Origin of the sequence: Archangium sp. Cb G35, assembly GCF_001896145.1 — a bacterium.
In the GTDB taxonomy this organism is placed as follows: Bacteria; Myxococcota; Myxococcia; order Myxococcales; family Myxococcaceae; genus Archangium; species Archangium violaceum.
Map to the genome: position 1 here is coordinate 760,102 of NZ_MPOI01000002.1, position 19,076 is coordinate 779,177.

Genomic DNA, 19,076 nt, shown 5'->3' on the forward strand with positions numbered 1-19,076 from the left:
GCCTGGCGATGTCCTAGCGCAGCAGCTTGTCGAGGTACTCGGTGGCGTACGGGGCCAGCAGGTCGCTCTGGAGGCGGAACCTGTCGCCCAACAGCCAGGCGGCGGCATCCTGATCCAGCTCGTGGGTGGCCAGTGCCTCCAGGGAATCTCGCGAGCCGAACGTCTCCAGGACCACGATGCGCTCCTCGCGTGACGCGCCTTCTTCCTGCTTGGGCTCGCCGAGGAGCCGCTCGAAGTACTGGAGGGAGACCTCCCGCGCGCGCGCCTGCCGGGAGGTGCCGATGACAACGGCCAGGCGCGACCACTGCTCCGGGGTCAACGAGGCGCGAATGGCGCTGACGTGTTGGTGGAGTTGCTCCAGCTCGTCACGCGCCGAAGCCCGGGCATTGGCCACCACCGCCGGGCGCACGGCCTGGGCGAAGCGCTCCAGCCGCTCCGGCGTGGGCCTTCCCCGCGACAGGCACTCCTCGAGCAGGGTGTCGCTCTCTCGCAGCAGGGTCCGCTGCTCGTCCAGCAGCTCGGGCGGTACGAGGCTCCGGGTGGAGGACGTGGGCATGTCGAGCTCGGCCAGTGCCTCGGCGATGCGCTGCCGGGTGCTCTGGAAGAGGGTCTGCGTTTCCGGGGTGAGCGTGGCGCCGGTGTTGCCCAGCAGCGCCACGGCGACGCTCAGCGGGACGTGCGAGAACGCCTTGAGCGCGTGGTAGCGCGGAGAGAGCACGGTGTATTGGGTGCTCTTGCCCTGCCACAGAAAGGTGAGCGTCCCCTTCATGAGCAGGACGGGGCGCTCCTCGGTGCCGAGGCGGGCGGTATAGGCCTTCCGGGCCCCCGTGTATTGCTGGTGGAAGAGCGTATTGAGGGCGGTGAGAGGCTGCTCGGGCTGCTCCGCCGGGGCCGGGGTGGTACTCCGGGCCGCTGCGGGAGGCGCGGCGTCTGGAGGAGAGGCCGGTGCGACCGCGGGGGCGGCGGTCTGGCAGGCCGTGAGGCAGAGTCCCACGAAGGCAGAGAGCAGCAGGAGGCGGGCGGAGACTCGGGCGGGCGGCATGGTGCGCGGAGTCTCGGAGCCGGTGTGCCCACCGTCAATCACCGCGCCGGACGGGTGCGAAGGCCGCGTCAGGTTTTCTTCAGGTGCGCTCGCCCGAGTCGAAAACCCAAGCCAGCCGAAGTAAGTCCGTTCAGAGGTCTGTCCTCAGCCCGAAAGCAGGAGGGACCCCTCCGGGCACGGTCTCGCCAGACTTGTCCAACTGTTGGACAAGTTCGTGAAGAGCGCGCCCGGAAGGCGGACTCTCTCACCCCTGAACGGACTTTGTTCCGATGGCTTAGATCGGCATGAAGACCTTGAAGCCGCTGCGGCCGCCCGCGCCCAGGGTGTTGCTCTCCACGAAGTCGCTGTAGGAGCTGCGGCCGTCGCCCGAGGTGATGGCGGTATGGCCGTATTTGCTGCCGAGGCTGGTGGAGGTCTTCTCCCAGGTGAGCACGAGGCCGGGAATCTTCAGCGCTTCGGCAAGCGACAGGTTCACCTGCTTGAACTTGTCCCTCGGCAGGTTGTTGTCGATGTCGTTGCCGTTGCCCCACACCTTGATGCCGTATGTGTTCTGGATGGCGCGGCTCACGCCCGCGGCGCAGCGGCCCTGGCTCGAGTAGCCACCCATGCTCAACGCCACCGAGCGGGCGTTGTTGGCGAGAGCGGAGTTGCCGCGCACGCCACCGGTGCTGGGGGGGGTCGAGGGCGTGCCGCTCACCGTGATGCCGAGCTTGTTCCAGGTCTTCGGCCCGACGACGCCGTCGGCGACCAGGCCCTTCGCGTTCTGGAAGGCCTTCACCGCCGCGGTGGTCTTCGGACCGAACTGGCCATCCGCCGCACCGGCATTGAAGCCGAGCTGATTGAGCCGGTTCTGAAGCGCGGTCACCGGAGCGCCGCTGTGGCCCTGCTTGAGCGTGGGGCCGCTACCGCCCGGAGCCGGCGCCGAGGGACCTGCCGCGCCATTCAGTTTGGCCCAGGTCTTCGGCCCGACGACGCCATCGGCGGCCAGGCCCTTCGCGTTCTGGAAGGCCTTCACCGCCGCGGTGGTCTTCGGACCGAACTGGCCGTCCGCCGGGCCCGGGTTGAAGCCGTGCTGGGCGAGGAGCTTCTGCAGGTTGGTGACGGAGGCGCCCGTCGCCCCCTGCTTGAGCGTGGGGGTCGCGCCGCCCGCGGGAGCGGTCAGCTTGGCCCAGGTCTTCGGCCCGACGATGCCGTCGGCGACCAGGCCCCTCGCGTTCTGGAAGGCCTTCACCGCCGCGGCCGTCTTCGGACCGAACTGGCCGTCCACCGAGCCCGGCGAAAAGCCCGCGTTGGCCAGCGCCTGCTGAAGGGTCTTCACCGAAGCGCCGGACGCGCCGAGCTTCAATGTGGGCTTCGAAGGCGAGCTGGCTGCGGCGAGAGTGCTGCGTGGGGCGGCGGAGACACGCATTTCGAAAACCTCGGGAAATGAGACTTGCTGAAGGTTATCGCCCTCAGGGGGCAGCAAGTTGCGTCCCATTTTCGCCCCAGCAGTAATTCCGGGGGGTTACGACGCGCGCCCCCCTCTCCACCGGCCCGGAGCACTGCCCTGGCGGCTCCCGTCAGCGGCCTTCTGGCTTGCCGGTGTTCACCGCCAGTTGAGCGTCGAAGGCTCGCTTGTAGGCGGGCCGCGCTTCACCTCGGGCGACATAAGCGGCCAGGTTTGGGTATTCGTCCAGAAGGCCCGATGATCTCAACCTGAGCAGCACCGACACCATCATCAAGTCACCAGCGCTGAACGCACCATCGAGCCAGCCGGCATCGCCCAGGTGAGCGGAAAGTTGGCCGAGCCGAGCGCGGACGCGATCCTCGACCAGAGGCAGGCGCTCCGCATACCAGGGCTTGTCGCCCTCCAGGAGCCTGGCGGTCGCGAGTTCAAGAATCGGTGGCTCCACCGTGTTGAGCGCGGCAAACATCCATGTGATCGCGCGCGCCCGAGCATTGGCATCGTCCGGCAGCAAGCCCGCATGCCGCTCGGCGATGTGAAACACGATCGCCCCTGTCTCGAACAGTGCGAGATCGCCTTCCTCATAGGTCGGAATCTGGCCGAAAGGATGAAGCGCCAGATGCGCGGGTTCCTTCATCGCGCGAAACGAAACAAGGCGAACCTGGTAGGGCTGGCCCACTTCCTCGAGCGCCCAGCGAACGCGCGTATCACGCGCCAGTCCCTTGCCGCCATCGGGTGAGCGTTCAAAGGCGGTAATGGTGATGGTCATCGAGAGGCTCCTCCTTGGCGAACATCATCGGCTACGAGCCCCAGGTTCCGAAGACCCTGGGGCCCTGACGAGTGGCGGCGGCGGGAATCGAACCCGCCGCAGGAGGCTTCAGAGGTACCCGCGCGCCTTCAGGTTCTTCTCGATGCGCGCGTGCACGTCGCCCACGTTCAGCTCCAGCGGCGTGCCCGTAATTTGCGCGTAGGCCGCGAGGTACTTCTCCGCGAGCGACACGCGCACGTCATCCGGAATCGCCGGCGGCGTGCCATGGCCCTGGAAGCCCCGCTCGCGGATGAGCCACTGGCGGATGTTCTCCTTGTCCAGCATCCGCTGGTCCTCGCCCTTCGCGAAGCGCGCCTCGTACTCGTCCGCCACCCAGTAGCGGCTCGAGTCCGGCGTGTGGATCTCATCGATGACGTACAGCTCGTCGCCCACCTTGCCGAACTCGTACTTCGTATCCACGAGGATCAGCCCGCGCGTGCGTGCCCACTTCTGGCCCTCGAGGAACAGCCCCCTGGCCGCCTCGGTGATGCGCGCCCAGTCGCGCGCGCTCGCCAGGTTCTTCGCCAGAATCTCCTTCTCGGAGATGGGCTCGTCGTGCTGGCCGTACTGCGCCTTCGTGGACGGCGTGATGATGGGGGAGGGGAACGCCTCGTCCTTGCGCATCCCGTCCCCGAAGGGCACCCCGTAGGCCGTGTGCGTGCCCTTCTGGTAGTCGCGCCACAGGCTGCCCGTCAGATAGCCGCGCACCACCACTTCCACCGCGAAGGGCTCGCAGGCCCGCGCCACCGTCACGTTCGCGTCCGGCACGTCCAGCACGTGGTTGGCCACGATGTGCTTCGTGCGCTCGAACCAGAACGTCGCCAGCCGGTTGAGCACCTCACCCTTGAAGGGGATGGTGGTCAGCACATGGTCGAACGCCGACAACCGGTCCGAGGTGACCAGCACCAGCCGGTCTCCCTGGCGGTACGTGTCACGGACCTTCCCCTGGTAGTGCTGCCCCAGGGTGGGCAGGTTCGTCTGCCGGAGCGTATGCGGAAGCTGCGCGTGGAGTGCGGAGGTGTTCACAGGAGGCGCCTCTGCCCCGAAGCGGGGCGGAAAGGAGGCGCGACTCTACTGGCCCGCGCCCGGCAGGGAAGCGGGACCTTGGGCCGCCGCCATGTACAGGAACGCCGGGTTGATGCGCAGGATGCCGTCCACGTACGCCACCGCGTACGGCGCGCCCGAGGCCCGGTCCACCTGCACCACTCCCGCCGGGTTGATCCTCCAGTGCGCCAGCAGCGTGCGGGCCACCAACTCGGCCGCCTCGCGCTCCGACAGGCCCTGCAGGCCCTCGCGCCGATCCTCCGGCCAACGCTCGCCCGCCCGCCCATCGAAGATCAGCTGCAGCGGCGCTCCCGCGTCCGGCGCCAGGAGCAGATCCGTCCGCGCCTCGAAACCCGGGGCCGCCACCAGCTCACCGCGCTGACTGATGGGGAACAGCACCGGTGCCTGCGGAGACAGACCCGCCTCCGTTTCGGAGATGCGGGCCACCTCGCGGTACAGCTCCAGGCGGGTGGTGGACGTCTCGAACTCGAGCAGCTCTGGCGGACTGGTGAGTGCCTGACGCGCGCCCAGCGAAGCGCGCACGGGTGCACCCCCGACGCCACAACCGGTCAGGGTTACGAGAGAGAGAAGCAGGCTTGCGACCCAGCGACGCATCACCCGGGAATATACCGATGCGGGTCTGACACGGAAAGCTAAACTCGGAGGCATGCTCGCGGCCGTGAACTTGACCGTCGTCCTCCACCAGACGCGATCACCGGACAACCTGGGGGCGGTGGCCCGGGTGATGGCCAATTTCGGATTCTCCCGTCTCATCTTGTCCGACCCCGCCACCTACTCCTTCCGAGCGGCCGAGCGCCTCGCCGTCAAAGGGGACGCCGTCCTGGACGCCATGGCCGTGGCCCAGAACCTCCCCGAGGCCCTCAAGGACTGCGTGTACGCGGTTGGCACCACTTCTCGCACACAGATCGAGGGCCGCATGGCGCTCACCCCCGAGGAGGCGGTGGCGCGGCTGGCGGATCAGAGCCGGCGGGGGAGGGTGGCGCTGGTGATGGGCGGTGAACAGCGGGGGCTGTCCAACGAGGAGCTGGCCTTCTGCACGGACTTCCTCGTCATCCCCACCAGCGAGGTGCAGCCGTCCATGAACCTGGCGCAGGCGACGGGGGTGCTCCTCTATCTGTGCTCGCGCGAGGGCCGGAAGCCCGCGGAGGAGGCCGTGGCGCCGGTGGCCCCGGAGCAGGAGGGCGCGAAGATGGGGACGGTGCGCGCGCTGGGCGAGCGGATGCGCCAGGTGATGTTGGAGGCGCAGTTCCTCAACCCTCAGGCACCGGAGCACATCCTGATGGAGCTGGAGCGGAGTCTGTTGCGTGCGGAACTCACCCAGCGCGAGGCGGAGCTGTGGCTCACGGCCTTCAAGCACGTGGGACGAGCGATGGGCGGGGGCAAGGGCACTCCCGGGAAGGGAGCGCCCTCGCGAGGCCCCGGCCAGGACAACTAGGCGGCGGCTTCCTTCTTGTACGTCTCGCCGTAGTGCTTCTCGCACAGACCGGCCTTGGACGTCTTCACGCGGCAGTCCGGCTTGGAGCAGGTGCGGTAACGGGAGTGGGGCAGCTCACCCTGCCGCCACTTCTTGAAGTGGAAGAAGCAGTAGCTCTTGGCGCGGTAGGGACGCTTGCAGCCCTCGACGCTGCAGGCCTTCTTGCCGCTGGCCTTGGCCACGCGGGGCCACTTCTTCAGGGTCGTCTTCTGTGCTTCAGCCATGGAAATGCTCCTGTTGCGATAACGGTGCCTCGCGTCACCATGGGGAGACCCGCGGGGCGTGCAAAGGCGCTGTCTGTAGCTCTGGCCGTATCGGAACGCAAGGAGGCAGGCGGGGATGCGGGCGCATCCCCCGTTTTCCGGCTTACGGGGAGGGGGCGTCCGGGCCGCCGCTACCCCCCACTCCTGGCTGCTCGCTCGCGGGGGGCCCCTTGGACGCCTGCTGGACCTCGGCCGGGAGCTCCTCGAGCTTCACCCGGAGCTTCATGGGCCGCTCTCCCCGGCGCACGCGGAGGACCACGCTGCGGCCCACGCCCCGGGCCGCCACCTGCCAGCGCAGCTTGGCGGCTCGCTCCACCTTCCCGGTGTCCAGGCCCTCGATGACGTCGCCCACCTGGAGCCCGGCACGCGAGGCGGGGCCTCCATCCGTCACCTCGGACACCACCACTCCCCGGGCGTTCGCCAGCCCGTAGGCCTCAATGGCGTCCGGGGAGCAGTCCAGCACGGACACGCCCATCCATCCGCGGCGCACGCGCCCGTACTTCTGCAGGTGCGGCACCACCGCCTTGGCGATGTCCACCGGGATGGCGAAGCCGATGCCCTGGCCCGCCACGTTGACGGCGTTGGCGATGGCCACCACGTCCCCGTGCACGTCCAGCACCGGCCCGCCCGAGTTGCCCGGGTTGATGGAGGCGTCCACCTGCATGTAGTCGAAGTCCCCGTCCCGGCCGTTGGGCGTCACGTCCGTGCGGCCCTTGGCGCTCACCACGCCCGCCGTCACCGAGTGCGTCAGCCCGAAGGGGTTGCCGATCACCACCACCCAGTCGCCCACGTCCACCCGCGACGCCGACGCCAGCTTCAGCACCGGCAGCTTGCGGCCCGCGTCGATCTTCAGCAGCGCGAAGTCCGTGCGATCGTCCTCGCCCACCAGCTCCGCGGGGTATTCCTCGGGGTAGCCCTGCTCGGAGAGCACCGAGACGGAGATGCCCTCCGCGCCCTCAATCACGTGGGCGCTGGTGAGAATGTAGCCGTCTGGATGGATGAGGACGCCCGAGCCGATGCCCTTCTGCTGCTCGCCATCGGCGGTGGTGCCCGGCTGCACCGTGGTGATGGACACCACCGCGGGCATGGCCGACCGGGCCACCTGGCTCAACACCGAGCGCTCCTCGCGGACGGAGCGCTGCTGCGCTTCCACCCACAGCCGCTCGCCCTCTCCCCGCCGCGCGCCCCACGCTGGCGCACCCAGGGTGCCGCACAGCAATGTCGCCAGCGAGACACCCCTCCACCACCGTCCACCTGTCATCGTCCCGCCTCCGACCCCCGCCCGCCTCGGAAGAAGCTAGGGAGGGGGGGTCCAGAGGGGAAGCGGGGCGGCCGGCAAGGGTAGGGAACCCTACTTCTTCTGGGCGATGATTTTGTCGATCGCCGCCCGATCCTCGTTGGTGATGCGCTCGCGCGGCGCCGCGGCGGCCTTCTTCGTCGTCCGGGTGACGGTCTCCTTGGCGTCGTCGAGCGCGTCCCGCAGCTCGTCCTTCACCTGTTCCACCTTCGTCGGCTGGACGTGGCGCTTCCACTCCCGCTGCGCGTACTCCATCGGCGTCCGTCCATCGATCTCACCGATCGCCAGGAAGACCCCGAGTCCCACCGCACAGCCCGTCCACACCAGGAACTTCAAGAAGCCCATGGTTTACATCCTCCTACCCCCTCATACATGGGGACGGGGGTGTCGGCCAGTTTCTGGCAGGAGGCGGGGAAGGGCGCTGACAGCGAGCGGGGGGCCCTCTAATGTGCGCGGCCTTGCTGCCCGAAGAGCTCTTCCAGGCCGCCCAGAAGCGTGCGGCGACGATCTCCCTCCCGCGAGCGCAGGAAGCGCAGGAGCAGTTGCGCGCGCAAGCCTTGGCCTTGTTCGCCCGGATTCCGGAGCCACCGGTGTACCACCGGGCGGAGGACCCTGCCCGGAAGGCGGCCGAGGCGCTGTTGCCAGACCTGGAGAAGGTGCTGGCGATGGCGTTGGCGGTGGCGCGCGAGGCCGGCCACTGGGAAGCCACGGAGCGCATCCTCGCGGCGCTGAAGGCGCACGGCGAGGCGCTGTGCCACACGGCGGGCGGGAGGCTGGTGCAGGCGGAGGAGGCGTGGCGGCGGGCGATCGAGCTGGAGCGCCAGGCGCATCCCACGCGGGCGCTCGGGACGAAGGAGTCGGCGGTCACGCCGGTGTACGACCGGGCGTCGGGGGCCTCGCGGTACGACCCGCGGCAGGAATCCGTGGCGCAGGTGAAGCTCATCTGCCCCAACACGGGCTGCAAGCGCATCAATGACTTCGGGTTCGTGCCGGGGCCGGGGACGCGCCGCTACGTGTGCCCGGCGTGCGGTACGCCGTTCCTCGCGTACTTCGGTGAGCTGCGCGGGCTGGAGATCGAGCACAAGAGCAGCTCGCGGCGCTACTTCTTCACGGTGGACGAGGTGAGGGGCTCGGGCAGCTCGCGCATCGAGTTCGAGGAGGCGAGCGGCGAGGAGTTCCCGGTGGCGCGGAGGGACCTGCTGGTCTTCCTGTACACCGAGGCGCGCGAGCTGAAGGTGGTGCGCAACCTGACGAACGACCGGCTGATGTGGATTTCGCCGGCGGGCTCGTGCTTCGTGGTGACGGCGGCGTTCGGCGAGGGGGCTCCGGAGCTGGTGGCGTTCCGGGAGTTCCGGGACGAGGTGCTGCGCCGCCACGGGCTGGGGCGGGAATTCATCCGGGTGTACTACCGGTATGGGCCAGGGGTGGCGGAGTGGGTGGTGAGGAGGCCTGGGGTGAGGCGGGGAGTGCGGGGGGTGCTGAAGCAGGTGCACCGGGTGTTGAAGACGACGAGGAGCGCAGGCACGTGACGGAGCAGCGGAACGCGGACACCGAGGGACGGCCGGAGCAGGTGGGCGAGGGGAGCACGCCGGCGCCCGAGCGCCAGGGTTGGAGCAAGGTGCTGCTGGTGGTGACGGCGCTGCTGGGCCTGGCGGCGTTGGGGTACCTGGGCGTGCAGGAGGCGCTGAGGGGGCGGCTGGCGTCGGATGGAATGTCGGCGCCGTCGGTGTCGATGCAGACGTACGACGGCAAGAAGCTGTCGCTGTCGGATCTGCGGGGCAAGGTGGTGATGCTGGACTTCTGGGCCACGTGGTGCCCGCCGTGCCAGGCGGAGATGCCGCACCTCATCAAGCTGGCGAAGGAGTACGAGTCGAAGGGGCTGGTGTTCGTGGCGGCGAGCCGGGACGAGATGCCGGACGCGCCGCTGTTCGTGGAGGAGTTCGTGATCAGCCGCATGCCGGACCTGGCGCCGTACGTGGTGTACGCGCCGGACGAGATGGCGGCGGCGTTCCAGGTGACGGCGTTGCCGACGCTCTACTTCCTGGACCGGGAGGGCCGGGTGGTGGACGCGCAGCGGGGAGCGCTCTCGGAGGCCGCGCTGCGAGCGCGAATCGAGCGCGCCCTGGGCCAGTAACCTCAGAACAGGTGGTTGAAGTCCAGGTAGAACCCCGACGTGCCATCACTCGGGCTGACGCCGTAGTCGAGCCGGAGGATGAAGTTGTCCTCCCAGGCGATGCGAAGCCCGCCGCCGCCCGCGTAGCGAGGGCGCCCCTCGTCCAGGAAACGCAGATCGGCCCAGGCCTGACCGGCGTCGAGGAACGTGACGAGGGTGAAGTCCAGCTGCTGATTCCACGGAGCCACCGAGAGGAACTTCCAGCGCAGCTCTCCGTTGGCGAGCGCCTTCACCTGGCCCTGGAGCCGGTTCTTGATGATGCCGCGGGCGGTGTACACGCCGCCGATGCCGCCCCAGCCCTCGCGCCACTCCACGCCGCTGAAGGAGGAGAGGAGGAAGAAGGGAACATCTCCGCCCATGACATCGACGAAGAGGCGCAGGGCGGCCACGAGCCGGTCGTCGAACACGGGGTGGTAGAAGCGCAGGTTGGCGGTGGCGCCCCAGTATGAGAAGGCGCTCCCCGTCACTCCGGTGGCCCCGCGGAGCGCGAGCTCGTGGAACATGCCGCGCACGGGTGCCGGCTCGTTGTCGCGCAGGTCCAACAGCAGGCCGGCGGTGACCTCGGCGGTGCGGAAGGCGTCCGGCGCGTCCGCGTCCCCGTTCAGCCCGGTGAGCAATCCCGCGTGGGCGTCCTCCATCAGCCGCGAGCTCCTCGCCTGTCCCAGATCCTCCGCGTTGTAGCGTGTCCGCACGGTGGTGAGGCGGAAGCGATAACCCAGCGCCACCTGCAAGGGGCCGATCAGGGGCCGGCGCACGTTCAGCATCACGCTGGGCAGGGAGCGTTGCTCGAAGGTGTAGTAGCGCAGGCCGCGGAAGTCCGGGTTGCCCGGGCAGGCGTTCGGATCCGACGTCAGGGCACCGCGGTCCTCGCACGCGGCGAAGGCGGGCTCGTACCCCGCCGAGCTCCCCAGGCCGTAGTACGGCGAGAACCGGTCATTGAGCAGGCTGACGTCCGTGGTCAATCGCCAGGGGGACGATAGGAAGCCCGGCGCATCCATGATGAGGCGGTGCATTCCCACCCCATTCGTCGTCTGGAAGAACTGCGCGATGAAGGCCAGGCGGTAGGGCCGCTGGGTCCCATCGCCCGAGTCCACCACCATCAACCGGGCGCCATAACCAAAGCCCTCGTCGCTGTTGAAGTTGACCAGCGGCAGGCCCTGCACGCCCCAGCCCGTCCGGGGCGCGGGAGCGGGCTGTGCTGTGGGGATGGGCTCGGGGCCGGGGGCCTCGAGGGCCTGCTTGGGAACCTCCTCCGCCCACGCGGGGGCGGTGGCCAGCGCGGCGGAGAGCACCACTGCCCACGTCGTCCGAATCGGATGCATGGAAGACTCCAGGTACGTCAGGGCCGCAGCAACCAGGCCACGGCAAGTCCGAGATAGGTGCCCACGGCGTAGCCCATGATGCCGGTGGTGAGACCGGACACCATGAGCTCGCGGTTGCGCAGCGCGCGTGCCACCGGTCCGATGAAGGGCGGACCGAAGATGGTGGCGGTGGAGGTGATGAGGACGGTGTCCGCGTCGATGCGGAAGAGGGCGGCGAGGGCGAAGTGCATCCCCACGGCGAGCACCACCACGCCAGCGCAGAAGACGAAGACGAAGAGGCCCGTGTCGCGCATGCGGCTCGCGTCCGCGAGCGTGCCGACGGCCACGCAGAAGACGAGCAGTGCGTAGTCCCCCATGGCGTAGCTGCCGGGCAGCTCGCGCACGGAGGGCACGAAGGACGCGGCCAGACTCAGCGAGGTGATGAGCAACAGCACCACCGGTGCCTCCATTCCGCCGAACACCAGGAGCGTCCCGCCCACGGACACGCCCACGATGAGCGCGGCGAGGAGGAAGGCCAGCGCCATGCCGCGCGCCCGGCTCCAGGTGAATCCCTCGGAGCCTTCCGCCTCCTGTGCCTCGTTGTCATCCCAGCCGGTGGCATTCGGGAAGCGGGGCAGGAAGAGCAGGGCGATCCGCTGGGCCACCGTCACGAGGATGAGGAGGTAGGCGGCGCCGACGACGATGTCCGCGGTGTTGAGGAGGATGAGGGTCTCCTCGCGGACGCGGAGCGCCAGGCCGATGGCGTTCATGTTGGCGGTGCCGCCGGTGTAGACGCCCACCAGCATGCCGGACATCTTCCACCACTCGTCCGAGCGGTCCGACAAGGCGAAGCCCACGACGGCGGCGCTCACCATGGCGGACAGGCACGCGAGGCCGAAGGACAGCAGCGTGGGCCGCGCGAGCCGCATCCACCGGGGCACGTTCGTGGTGAAGAGGAGCAGGGGGATGGCCAGCGGCACGGCGGCCTCGCTGACGGAGAGGCTCAGCCGCTCCTGCAGCCCCAGCCCCGGGATGTTGCCGAGGATGATGCCGAAGGCATAACAAACGACCACGGGGCCCACCCAGGCCACGGGTTTGAGGTGGCGCGCGGCGAGCAGGGAGAGCCCGGGGAAGCCCACGAGCGCGAGCACCTGGAAGAGCCCCATGGTGGTCATGGCCTCACTCCTGCTCGGGGACGTCGTACAGCCCGTCCATGAATTGGAGGATGAAGCCCTCGGCGTCCTTGGGGTCGGGGAGGGCGCCGAGCATGCCGTACATGGCGGCGCTGCCATCCGGAGCGGGCTCACCGGAGGCGAGGCTGGCGGCGCACGCGCGCAGGTCCGCGAGGAAGGGCTTCACCACCGCCGCATGGGCCGGCGTCACCATCAGGTGCAGCGCGGGAGGCATCATCTGCCGGTCCAGCTTCCAGCCGCGCGCCTCCATGGCATCGCCCAGCGCGTAGATGTCCAGCGTGTCCGAGGAGAAGGCGAAGATGCTGAGCGAAGGCTTGCCCAGCAGCTTCAACCCGGGGATGGCGGCGATGCCCTCGCGCAGCGACTTCGAGGTATCGAGCACCGTGCGCGCCAGCCGCAGGTAACCCTCCTCGCCGAGGTACTTGAGGATGGCCCAGGCCGCGGCGATGGCCCCACCGGGGCGGGTGCCAGCCATGGAGGGCGAGGCGTAGATGCCACCGCTCCACCCGGCGTAGGTGAAGAACTGGTGCCGGCGCAGCTCGGGCGTGCGGTAGAGCACGATGGAGGCGCCCTTGGCGGCGTAGCCATACTTGTGCAGGTCCGCCGAGAGGCTGGTGACGCCGGGCACGGTGAAGTCGAAGTCGGGGATGTCGTGGCCGAGCCGCTTCGCGAAGGGCAGCAGGAAGCCGCCGAGGCAGGCATCCACGTGGAAGAGGACACCCTTCTCCTGGGCCATGGCGGCGAGCTCGGAGATGGGGTCCATCACCCCGTGCGGGTAGGCGGGCGCCGAGCCGACGACGAGCACGGTGCGCGGGCCCACGGCGGCACGCATGGCATTCACATCCGCGCGGAAGTCAGACGCGACGGGGACGTTGATGGGCTTCACCCCGAAGTAGTGGGCCGCCTTCTGGAAGGCGGGGTGGACGGAGGCGGGCAGCACCATCTCCGGCTCGGTGATGCCGCGCTCGGCGCGAGCGAAGTCCCGGGCCGTCTTGACGGCCATGAGGATGGACTCGGTGCCACCGGACGTCATCGTCCCGGCGGCGGTGGCGCCGTGGAAGAGATCCGCCGCGATGGTGAGCACCTCGGCCTCGAAGCGCCTCAGGCTGGGGAAGGCCAGGGGACTGAGGCCATTCTCCGACATGAATTCGGTATAGGCCTCGGCCGCCACACGGCGGATGTCCTCTCCCGCGTTGTAGACGAGACTCCACGTCCGGCCTTCCTGCCAGCGTGCGTCCTCGGTGCGCATCGCGCGCATCCGGGCGAGCACGTCTTGATGGGATAGACCCTGGGAAGCCAGGCGGGGGCTCTTCGACATCGCATCTCCGGGAGAGGTGGGGGGAAGGCTGCTCCCGGTACTATAGGGGAAAGGCCGGAAGGATTGCTCCCGGCCTCTCCCTTCGGCTCACTCGCTCCGGTCGTTCCAGGGCTTGCATGGCCCGAACAGGCGGGCATCGGTGTCCTTCTCGTAAGGCATTCCCCTGGGCATGTTCAGGACCTCCATCTGCATGCCCCACGGGGTCAGGAAGTAGACCCAGCGGTCACCGGCGATGGGCCCCTCGGTGATGGTCTGCGGCTCGCCGAGAATCTTCACGCCGGGCACCGAGCGGAGGTAGTCGACCGCGGCATCCACGTCCTCCACGTCGATGGCCAGGTGATGGCCGCCCCAGTCGCTGTTGCGCGGGAGCTCCCGCCGCTGCTCGGGCGCCGTGTACTCGAACAGCTCGAGGTTGGTGACGGGCCCGAAGCGGAGCATGGCGATGTGCGTCGAGGCCCGGGGGTGCACGTTGAGCTGGCGCGTCATCCAGTCGCTCTTCGTGTCCTCGACGGGGCCGATCCGGTACAGCAACTCGGCGCCCAGGACGTTGACGAAGAAGTCGACCGCCTGATCCAGATTTGGAACGGTATAGGCGAGGTGGTGGACGTTGCGTGCTCCGGGAATGCCCTTGCTGGTACGGCTCATGAGGAAGTCCTTTCGTGTGTCTGGGTTGAATCCATTTCGATTGGAATGTGATTACGGGCGGCCCGCGTACTCCTGGTTGGCGATGGCGCTCATCAACAGCAGCCCGCCATCCACGGTGACGGTGACGCCCGTGATGTAGGCGGCGTCCGGTTCCGCCAGGTGGGCGATGAGCGCCGCGACCTCGCGGGAGCGCCCGGGCCGGCCAATGGGAATCGCGGGCCGGGAGAGCTCCGCCGCGTCACGGCTCTCGGGGACTCCGTTCATCGGTGTGGCCGTCTCTCCCGGGCTGACCGCGTTGACGGTGATGCCATACGGCGCCAGCTCCAGGGCCATCACCTTGGTGAGCAGGCCCAGCCCGCCCTTGGCGGCGCAGTAGGAGGAACCTCCCCGGATGGGCACCAGCTCGTGGACGGACGTCACGTTGACGATGCGCCCGCCCCGCCCTTGCGCCACCATGCGGCGCGCCGCCACCTGGGCACACAGGAAGGGGCCGGTGGTGTTGATGGTGAGGATGCGCTGCCAGTCCTCCGGTGTCTCCTCGAGGAACGAGGCGCGGCGGTTGACCCCGGCGTTGTTGACGAAGACATCCACCCCGCCCAGCTCGCTGGCCGCCCGTTCCACCGCCTCCGCGGCGGCTCTCGGGTCCGTCAGGTCCATGCGGAAGGCCAGGGCCCGCACGCCGTGGGCCTCCACCTCCGCGGCGACCTGCCGGGCTCCCTCCGCGTTCGAGTTGAAACCAATCCCGACATCGAAGCCCTTCTGGGCCAGGGCGATGGCGGTGGCCTTGCCGATGCCAGAGCTGGCACCGGTCACGATGGCGATACGCTCGTTCATGTCTCTTCCTCCAGCAGTTCGTATCCAGCCTGGGCGAGGCTTCCCGCGCCCAGGTAGCCGTAGACCGTCCGGGTGGTGACGCCGGGATCGGTCTGGAATCCGTGCCATTCGCCGGCCGGGATGTAGGCCAGGTCGCCCGGGTTCAACCGCACCGGGCCGTCCTTCGTGAGGTGCTCGCCACCGCCTTGCAGCACCAGGAAGAACTCATCGGCATTCGGGTGCCGGTGGAGCTGGTGGCTGCCTCCCGGGGTGAACGTCGAGGTGGCCACGACCACCGAGCGCGTGCCGACGGTCTGGCTCGTCGCCAGCCAGTGCACGCCCATGTCGATGAAGCCACCGGCCTCGCCCAGGGGACTGTGGTTGCCCTGGTCCGCCGTCCGGGAGATGCGGCAACCGCACCCGGCGCTGTACGCCTCGTGGGGCTTCGCGTCCCGCGGGTCGTTGGTTCCGCCGTACACCACCAGGAGCATCGTGTCCTGGCCATGCTCGGTCTCGAAGGCGCGGCGGGTCCCCGGCGCATTGAACACGCCCTCGCCAGGGGTCAGCCGCCAGGTGTGCCCGTTCGCGCGCCAGTCCCCCTTGCCGGACAACAGGAAGGTGACCGACTCGGCTCCCGGCAGGCTGTGCTCCGGGAGCACGCTTCCCCCGGACAGCTCCTGGATCATCAGCATTCCGAGCGCCTCGGGGATGAGCTCCCGGTTGACCAGCCATTGCACGCCGCCAGTCCGCTCGAGGGTCCGCCGGATCATGACGTCCTCCCTTCGTTGAAGCGCAGCAGCACCTTGGGGGGGCCCGAGCGGCCATGCTCGAGCAGCTCGAAGGCGTGCGCGGCCTGTCCCGGCGGGAGCACTCCGGCGATCAGCGGCTTCGCGTCCAGCACGCCATCGACGAAGAGCTGGATGGTCCGGTCGTAGTAATCCAGGCCATGCCGGATGCCGAGCAGATCGACCCCACGCAGGACGAGCTCCCCCGGCACGAAACCAGACACCGGCTCGTTCGCGACGCCCACCACCGCCACCCGGCCACCCGTCGCGGCGAGCTCCACGCCGCGCAGGAAGGCCCGCGAGGAGCCGGAAGCCTCGATGACCAGCGAGTAGGCCTCGCGCCGGGCCTGCTCGGGCCGCAGCGTGCGCCGGGCACCGCAGGCGGCGGCCAGCTTCAGCCCCGCCTCGTCGATGCCAATCGCATCCACGTGCCGGGCCATCCGTGAGGCGAGCTGCACGGCGAGCAGACCGATGGTTCCGGTCCCCACCACCGCGACCTCGTCCTCCAGGCCGCAGCCGGCCTTGTCAAAGCCACCCACCACGGTGACCGCCGGCTCGATGAACGCGGCGTTCACGTCGGAGAGGGCCTCCGGCAACGCGGTGAGCGAACGCATGGGCATGCGGATGTACTCGGCCGCGGCGCCCTGCAGGCCGTACAGGCCCACTTCCACCAGCTGCTTGCAGTGCGCCCGCTGTCCTCGCTGGCACATCCGGCACAGGCCGCAGGGAACCATCGTCTGGCCCACCACCCGGTTCCCCACCGAAATCCCTCGCACGTCCTCGCCCACGGCGGCCACCTGGCCACACCACTCGTGGCCGAACACCAGCGGAAGGCTCGCCCGGCCATCCCGCAGGTACGCGGCGGTGCCGTGCAGCAGCTCCAGATCGGTTCCGCACAGCCCGACGTACGAGGGGCGGATCAACACCTCGTCCGGCCGGGGTCCCGGGATGGGAATCCGGGTGAGTTCGATCCGTCCCGGCGCGGTGATCGCCACCGCTGTCATCGAGCCTTCCGGCCAGGCTCCTGTTGCCTTCGTACTCATGCCACGGGCCTCCTCATGGGCAGGGATTGGGAAATGGAGCGGGGCATCACGACGAGCCAGAGCAGCTCCAGGCCGTCAGCCCCACTGGTGATGCGGGCGTCCGCCCCGGCGGGCAGGAGCACCAGCTCGCCGGCGTCGAGGGTTCGTTCCCCGGCCTCCGAGCCCTGCTCCCGCAGCAGCCCCGAGCCCGCGAGGACGAACCAGGCACTCTCGGTGCCCTCACGGCCTCGGAGCGCGAACTCGGTCCCCGGCGGCAACCGCACGTAGTCGACGGAATCGCACTCGGAATGCAACATCCCGCGCCGTGCCAGGGAGCGCCATCGGATCTCCTCGCCGCCCTGGCGCGTGCGGGAGGTCCTGTCGATGGTGGAGATGATCATCGAGCTCCACCTCCCGGCACTTCGAGGCTCGCCAGGAAATACTCCAGCCCCTCGTCACCGGCGGTGACGGTCATCCCCGTGCCCAGGGGCAGCGTGACGGAGACGCCGTACTTCAGGGGGACGGCCCCGTCGCCCGAGGAGATCTCCCCGGAGCCACTGAGGGTGAACAGGGTGTGCTCCTCGCCCGCGGCGGACAGCTCCGCCCGCTGCCCGGGCTTCAGGTTCACCAGGCGGATGCTGCGCAGCGGTCCGGTGAAGACGCCGCGAGGATTCACTTCGTAGGTCTGACGCAGGTTGAGAACCACGGCGTTCGTCACGTCTTCTTCTCCTCGTTGGGTAGGGGGCCGGGGGGCAGGGCCCGGGCCCGGGGGCTCCGCGCCGCGCAACACGGCCGCGGTGTGGGGACTCAGCAGTTCGATCACCAGCCAGCCCAGGCCCACGTCTCCGACGTTGCGCAGGCCATGCTTCGTCCCCAGGCCCGTCAGGATGAGGCTGCCCGGGCCCACCGGGTGCGGCTTGCCGTCGAGCGTCATCTCTCCGCGGCCCGAGAGGATGAAGTAGACCTCCTCGGTGCGGGTGTGCACGTGCTCGCCGCTGATGCCGCCCGGCGGAATCCACGCCCACTCCACCGCCTCCCACGAGCCGAACAGCCCGGCCCGCCGTGCCAGGCACTTCCACTGGGAGAGCCCCGTGGTGCCGTGCACGCCGTGGACCACGGAGGGATCCTCGAGATCTCCGATGATCACTCCCTCACGCATGGGCGGCCTCCCTCATGGGCTCGGAGCCGGAGGAGGCGTCCATCTCCCGGAGGGCGGTGGCCGCGGCGGTCATCTCCTCCGGCGTGACGTCATTGACGAAGCACGCCGAGCCGATGCCCATGGCCAGCGGCAGCCGCTGGAGCCCATCGCGGTGGCGGACGGTGTCGGCCAGGGCATCCACCAGTACCGGCGGCTCGCAGGTCCGGTGGTACACGGGCAGATCCAGCTTGCGCATGAGCGCGAAGATCCGGTCCCGCTCATCGGGGGTGATCATCCCGCGCTGGACGGAGATCAGCGTGGTCAGCGCCATGTCGATGTTCACCGCCTCGCCGTGCAGCAGCTCGGGCAGGGCCAGCATCTCGATGGTGGGGCTGAAGGTGTGGCCGTAGTCGACCACGCGCTCGAGCTTGTGCTCCCACAGGTTCATCTCCAGCTCCTCGAGCATCCCCGTGATGGCCCGCTCGATGACCTGCGTGGAGGCGCGGTTGCTCTCGGGGGTCCTGCCCTGCAGGCGCTCCGTGATGAGCGTGGTGCCGTGGCGATCGAGCAGCTCGAACAGGGCCCTGTCCTTGATGAGGGCGATCTTCAGGATCTCCGCGAGGCCGTTGACGATGTGCCGGGTGTCCACCGTCTTCAGGAAGCCGCGGTCCAGCAGCGTGTCCCGGGCGGGGAAGTACGTGCCGAGCCGGTTCTTGTGCGCGGAGTGGTTGACGCCCGTCTTGGCGCCCACGCCGGCGTCCACCAGTCCGATGAGCGTGGTGGGAACCCGCACATACGGAGTGCTGCGGCGGTAGAGGCTCGCGGCGAGCCCGACGATGTCCATGAGGACGCCTCCACCGATGGCGATGATGGGCTCATGGCGGCGCGAGATGCCGAACTCGTTGATGCCCTTCACCACGGCGAAGACGGAGTCCATGGTCTTCTCCGTCTCGGAGATGGGCAGCGAGATGATCTGGTACTTCACGCCGTGGTGCTGGAGGTAGTGGCGCAGGTGGACGCCATAGAGGCGGTCCACGGCGGCGTCGATCACCACGAGCCTGCGGATCGTGCCGGTGTGCTGGGTTGCGCCCGCCTCCAGCAGGGCCCGGTTGCGGGGATCGAACACGCCATCGACCATCCGCACCTGATAGTGGACGGGCAGGGCCGCATTGACGATCCAGGTTCGTGACATGTCGTGAGTCAAGGTTTCTCTCCTGTGGCGATGTATGGGATTGGAAGCCGGCATGTGTCGCGCGACTTGTCTGGAGGGAGTGAAGGGGGCGCGGATGTGACGG

At 69.1% G+C, this 19,076-nt stretch carries 21 protein-coding genes; 3 read left to right on the forward strand and 18 right to left on the reverse strand.

What is annotated here, in order from left to right:
- Positions 1 to 13: 13 nt before the first annotated feature.
- From BO221_RS09580 to BO221_RS09600, 5 genes are all read right to left on the reverse strand, one after another.
- Positions 14 to 1,042, reverse strand: a complete 1,029-nt coding sequence (locus tag BO221_RS09580; protein WP_143195347.1) for a hypothetical protein — start codon at positions 1,040 to 1,042, stop codon at positions 14 to 16.
- 274 nt (positions 1,043 to 1,316) lie between these two features.
- Positions 1,317 to 2,519: a peptidoglycan-binding protein gene (locus BO221_RS57270; protein WP_369864605.1), complete on the reverse strand. Its 1,203-nt coding sequence runs from the start codon at positions 2,517 to 2,519 to the stop codon at positions 1,317 to 1,319.
- 82 nt (positions 2,520 to 2,601) lie between these two features.
- Complete coding sequence (locus BO221_RS09590; protein WP_073560071.1) at positions 2,602 to 3,255, reverse strand: glutathione S-transferase family protein; 654 nt, start codon at positions 3,253 to 3,255, stop codon at positions 2,602 to 2,604.
- Between the two features lie 108 nt (positions 3,256 to 3,363).
- On the reverse strand, positions 3,364 to 4,320 hold the full coding sequence (locus BO221_RS09595) for a phosphoribosylaminoimidazolesuccinocarboxamide synthase (protein WP_073560072.1): 957 nt from the start codon (positions 4,318 to 4,320) through the stop codon (positions 3,364 to 3,366).
- Between the two features lie 45 nt (positions 4,321 to 4,365).
- Positions 4,366 to 4,881 carry a hypothetical protein gene (locus BO221_RS09600; RefSeq protein ID WP_233165834.1) on the reverse strand — a complete coding sequence of 172 codons (516 nt, stop codon included), beginning with the start codon at positions 4,879 to 4,881 and terminating at the stop codon, positions 4,366 to 4,368.
- Positions 4,882 to 5,017: 136 nt separating this feature from the next.
- On the opposite strand from BO221_RS09600, the gene BO221_RS09605 reads away from it, so the two are divergent.
- Entirely contained in the window at positions 5,018 to 5,794 is a 777-nt protein-coding gene (locus BO221_RS09605) for an RNA methyltransferase (protein ID WP_369864608.1), read from the forward strand.
- Here the strand turns inward: BO221_RS09605 and BO221_RS09610 are convergent.
- The 3 genes from BO221_RS09610 to BO221_RS09620 all read right to left on the reverse strand — a co-directional run bounded on the left by BO221_RS09610 (position 5,791) and on the right by BO221_RS09620 (position 7,738).
- Entirely contained in the window at positions 5,791 to 6,057 is a 267-nt protein-coding gene (locus BO221_RS09610; RefSeq protein ID WP_073560074.1) for a vegetative protein, read from the reverse strand. The two genes, BO221_RS09605 and BO221_RS09610, sit on opposite strands and share 4 nt — an antisense overlap.
- Before the next feature lie 142 nt (positions 6,058 to 6,199).
- Entirely contained in the window at positions 6,200 to 7,357 is a 1,158-nt protein-coding gene (locus BO221_RS09615; RefSeq protein ID WP_073560075.1) for a S1C family serine protease, read from the reverse strand.
- A 90-nt stretch (positions 7,358 to 7,447) separates the two neighbouring features.
- On the reverse strand, positions 7,448 to 7,738 hold the full coding sequence (locus BO221_RS09620; RefSeq protein ID WP_073560076.1) for a hypothetical protein: 291 nt from the start codon (positions 7,736 to 7,738) through the stop codon (positions 7,448 to 7,450).
- A gap of 113 nt (positions 7,739 to 7,851) precedes the next feature.
- On the opposite strand from BO221_RS09620, the gene BO221_RS09625 reads away from it, so the two are divergent.
- Positions 7,852 to 8,922, forward strand: coding sequence for a CFI-box-CTERM domain-containing protein (locus BO221_RS09625; RefSeq protein ID WP_233165836.1), 1,071 nt, complete (start codon positions 7,852 to 7,854; stop codon positions 8,920 to 8,922).
- On the forward strand, positions 8,919 to 9,527 hold the full coding sequence (locus BO221_RS09630) for a TlpA family protein disulfide reductase (RefSeq protein ID WP_369864611.1): 609 nt from the start codon (positions 8,919 to 8,921) through the stop codon (positions 9,525 to 9,527). Before BO221_RS09625 ends, BO221_RS09630 begins: the two co-directional genes overlap by 4 nt.
- A 2-nt stretch (positions 9,528 to 9,529) precedes the next feature.
- Here BO221_RS09630 and BO221_RS09635 read toward each other — a convergent pair whose 3' ends face one another.
- The 10 genes from BO221_RS09635 to BO221_RS09680 form a co-directional block, all read right to left on the reverse strand.
- Positions 9,530 to 10,888 (reverse strand): BamA/TamA family outer membrane protein, encoded by a 1,359-nt coding sequence (locus BO221_RS09635; RefSeq protein ID WP_073560078.1) that lies wholly within the window; start codon positions 10,886 to 10,888, stop codon positions 9,530 to 9,532.
- Between the two features lie 17 nt (positions 10,889 to 10,905).
- Entirely contained in the window at positions 10,906 to 12,042 is a 1,137-nt protein-coding gene (locus BO221_RS09640) for a DUF819 family protein (protein ID WP_233165838.1), read from the reverse strand.
- Positions 12,043 to 12,046: 4 nt separating this feature from the next.
- Positions 12,047 to 13,378, reverse strand: coding sequence for an aminotransferase class V-fold PLP-dependent enzyme (locus BO221_RS09645; RefSeq protein WP_073560079.1), 1,332 nt, complete (start codon positions 13,376 to 13,378; stop codon positions 12,047 to 12,049).
- 87 nt (positions 13,379 to 13,465) lie between these two features.
- Positions 13,466 to 14,023, reverse strand: a complete 558-nt coding sequence (locus BO221_RS09650; RefSeq protein ID WP_073560080.1) for a VOC family protein — start codon at positions 14,021 to 14,023, stop codon at positions 13,466 to 13,468.
- A 51-nt stretch (positions 14,024 to 14,074) separates the two neighbouring features.
- Positions 14,075 to 14,857 (reverse strand): SDR family oxidoreductase, encoded by a 783-nt coding sequence (locus BO221_RS09655; protein ID WP_073560081.1) that lies wholly within the window; start codon positions 14,855 to 14,857, stop codon positions 14,075 to 14,077.
- Positions 14,854 to 15,606: a cupin domain-containing protein gene (locus tag BO221_RS09660; RefSeq protein ID WP_073560082.1), complete on the reverse strand. Its 753-nt coding sequence runs from the start codon at positions 15,604 to 15,606 to the stop codon at positions 14,854 to 14,856. Before BO221_RS09660 ends, BO221_RS09655 begins: the two co-directional genes overlap by 4 nt.
- Positions 15,603 to 16,664 carry a zinc-binding dehydrogenase gene (locus BO221_RS09665; RefSeq protein ID WP_198956078.1) on the reverse strand — a complete coding sequence of 354 codons (1,062 nt, stop codon included), beginning with the start codon at positions 16,662 to 16,664 and terminating at the stop codon, positions 15,603 to 15,605. Before BO221_RS09665 ends, BO221_RS09660 begins: the two co-directional genes overlap by 4 nt.
- A complete protein-coding gene (locus tag BO221_RS09670) occupies positions 16,661 to 17,044 on the reverse strand; it encodes a cupin domain-containing protein (protein WP_073560084.1) in 384 nt (127 codons plus the stop codon). Before BO221_RS09670 ends, BO221_RS09665 begins: the two co-directional genes overlap by 4 nt.
- On the reverse strand, positions 17,041 to 17,802 hold the full coding sequence (locus tag BO221_RS09675) for a cupin domain-containing protein (protein ID WP_073560085.1): 762 nt from the start codon (positions 17,800 to 17,802) through the stop codon (positions 17,041 to 17,043). The genes BO221_RS09670 and BO221_RS09675 overlap by 4 nt, the downstream gene beginning before the upstream one ends.
- Positions 17,795 to 18,973, reverse strand: a complete 1,179-nt coding sequence (locus BO221_RS09680; RefSeq protein WP_073560086.1) for a sedoheptulose 7-phosphate cyclase — start codon at positions 18,971 to 18,973, stop codon at positions 17,795 to 17,797. Before BO221_RS09680 ends, BO221_RS09675 begins: the two co-directional genes overlap by 8 nt.
- Between the last annotated feature and the right edge of the window lie 103 nt (positions 18,974 to 19,076).